The 3,001-nt window shown below is 46.9% G+C and carries 3 protein-coding genes; all 3 read left to right on the forward strand.

All coding sequences use genetic code 11. From position 1 onward, the window contains the following. On the forward strand, positions 1–245 hold a 245-nt coding region (locus tag SE27_RS14425), incomplete at its 5' end, for an FCD domain-containing protein (protein WP_455549971.1). Positions 246–247: 2 nt separating this feature from the next. After that, entirely contained in the window at positions 248–1,402 is a 1,155-nt protein-coding gene (gene lldD, locus SE27_RS05965; RefSeq protein ID WP_039621703.1) for an FMN-dependent L-lactate dehydrogenase LldD, read from the forward strand. A 273-nt stretch (positions 1,403–1,675) separates the two neighbouring features. Beyond that, positions 1,676–3,001, forward strand: a 1,326-nt coding sequence (gene dld / locus SE27_RS05970; protein WP_039621705.1) for a D-lactate dehydrogenase, incomplete at its 3' end; no start/stop codon positions are given.

The raw sequence follows: 3,001 nt of genomic DNA on the forward strand, positions 1-3,001 counted from the left end.
GCAGTTTGTTTGATTTGTTGCAATTTAATGTGGTGTTGGGGCGACGTAAAGTCTATTCCGAACCACGGCGTTTTGACCAATTACACCTACAGCATCATCAAGTAATGGCGGCAATTGAACGCCGAGACCCCGAAGCTGCCCGTAAAGCAGTCTGCGGTCATATTGAGTTTGTTATTCAACAAGTGCGTTCGCTTGATGAAGAAGATGCGCGTCGTCAACGTGCAAGTCGATTAAACAGGATATAAACATGATTATTTCTTCTGCCAATGATTACCGTGAAGCGGCCAGACGTCGTTTACCGCCTTTTTTATTTGATTATATCGATGGCGGCGCATACGCAGAATATACCCTTAAGCGTAATGTGGAAGACTTATCCAAAATTGCCTTAAGACAACGCGTATTAAATGATATGTCGGCATTGAGCTTAGAGACGAAACTCTTTAATGAAACTTTGGCCATGCCAGTAGCATTATCGCCAGTGGGTTTAACCGGTATGTATGCGCGCCGCGGTGAAGTGCAAGCCGCAGTTGCCGCAGATCAAAAGGGCATTCCTTTTACCTTATCGACTGTGTCGGTGTGTCCAATTGAAGAAGTTGCGCCAGCCATTTCCCGCCCGATGTGGTTTCAATTATATGTACTGCGTGACCGTGGTTTTATGAAAAATGCACTAGAACGTGCGAAAGCTGCCGGTTGTTCGACCTTGGTTTTCACCGTTGATATGCCGGTGCCGGGTGCGCGTTACCGCGACGCGCATTCAGGCATGAGTGGCCCCAATGCCGCTATGCGCCGTTACTTACAGTCGGTGATGCATCCACAGTGGGCGTGGGATGTCGGCTTACTGGGGCGGCCGCATGATTTAGGTAATATCTCTAAATATTTAGGTCAACCGACGGGACTTGAAGACTATATCGGGTGGTTGGGCAATAACTTTGATCCGTCGATTTCGTGGAAAGATTTAGAATGGATTCGCGATTTTTGGGACGGTCCGATGGTGATTAAAGGGATTTTAGATCCTGAAGATGCCAAAGATGCGGTACGTTTTGGCGCCGATGGCATTGTGGTTTCCAATCATGGTGGTCGTCAATTAGATGGCGTGCTGTCTAGTGCGCGTGCGTTGCCTCCGATTGCCGATGCCGTGAAAGGGCAGATCAAAATTCTGGCCGATTCAGGTATTCGTAATGGTCTAGATGTGGTGCGTATGCTGGCCTTGGGCGCAGATACCTGCATGTTGGGGCGGGCCTTTATTTATGCACTGGGTGCAGCGGGTGGTGCAGGCGTGTCTAATCTGTTGGATTTAATTGACAAAGAAATGCGTGTTGCAATGACCTTAACCGGTGCTAAAACCATTGCCGATATTACCTCAGACTGTTTAGTGAAATTGAATAGAGAGTTGGCAGAGTAAATCATGTCTGGATGAAGGGGTCTGATCAGAGATCTGGCTTAGCATTGAATATGCTTATAGAGCCAATGTCTTACTTTTGCAGGATCAAAAGCAATAAAAGTCCTGTGTTGTGCAGAAGGCGCGTCCATATTCCTTCTGTACAAGCGCGGCATCATGTCGCTCATCAGCATGGTTAATATCAGGAATAACGTATAGTGCGTTTAAAACTGAGTTGCTTCTTTGGCTGATTAGGCAGGATTAAAAACGAGAAATTTTCAATGCGCAGGAGCTCAGATGCAGCCTCAATTCAATTCCCAAAAGACCATTCAAAAACTGATAGATATTGTTGGTAAAGCCCATGTCATGACGCGTGACAGTGAAACGCGGTTATATCGGCAGGGTCGTCGTTATGGTGCAGGGCAAGTGTTGGCGGTGGTGGTTCCCGGATCTTTGCTTGAGCAATGGCATGTGCTACAAACGGCCATTGATGCCGATTGTATTGTGATTATGCAGGCGGCTAATACTGGCTTGACCGGTGGATCAACACCATTTGGTGATGATTATGATCGTCCAGTGATTTTAATCAGTACGCGGCGTCTCACCGGCATTCAGGTGATTAATGAGGGCAAACAAGTGATTTGTTTACCCGGCGCCACGCTTGATCGCTTAGAAAAACAGTTGGCGGTATTTAATCGGGAGCCACATTCAGTGATTGGTTCATCTTGTATTGGTGCCTCGGTTTTGGGCGGTGTATGTAACAATTCCGGTGGGGCATTGGTACGCCGTGGCCCAGCATATACCGAATTGGCACTGTATGCGCGCGTTAACGAATCGGGACAATTGCAACTGATTAATCATTTAGGCATAGAGTTGGGACAGACGCCGGAACAGATTTTATCTGCGCTTGAGCATCAGCACTATCAAACCGATGATATTCAATATGACACCACGGGCTGTGCCTCCGATCAGCACTATGCCCATGATGTCAGACAAGTCGATCAAGATACGCCGGCACGCTTTAATGCCGATCCCAGTCGTTTGTTTGAAGCCTCAGGTTCAGCGGGCAAAGTCTGTGTTTTTGCCGTACGGCTGGACAGTTTTGAAAAAATTGCCAGTCAGGTGTTTTATGTCGGTAGCAATAGCCCCGCAGATTTAACCGCAATTCGACGTTTTTTACTTCAGGATTTAGCACGCTTACCGATTGCCGGTGAGTATATCCACCGTGTGGCCTATGACATTGGGGCTAAATACGGCAAAGATACTTTTATGTTTATTGAGAAATTTGGTACGGCCAACGTGCCGGCCGCTTTCGCCATGAAAGATAAAGTTGATGGCTATTTGGAAAAATTCGGCATGCAAGGCTTATCGGACAAAGTATTGCAATTGGTCACGAAATTTTTACCCGCACATTTACCCAAACGCATGAATGCGTTTCGAGATTTATATCAACACCATTTGGTATTGCGCATTGAAAATCAGGATGTCGCGCAGGTTCAGCAATTTTTGACTGAATATTTTACCGCCAAGGATTCTGGTGATTATTTTTTGTGTGATCAGGATGAAGGGCGCAAAGCCTTTTTGCATCGTTTTGCCGTGGCGGGGGGAGCCATTCGTTTTCGG

The sequence above is a fragment of the Acinetobacter harbinensis genome (assembly GCF_000816495.1).
GTDB lineage: Bacteria > Pseudomonadota > Gammaproteobacteria > Pseudomonadales > Moraxellaceae > Acinetobacter > Acinetobacter harbinensis.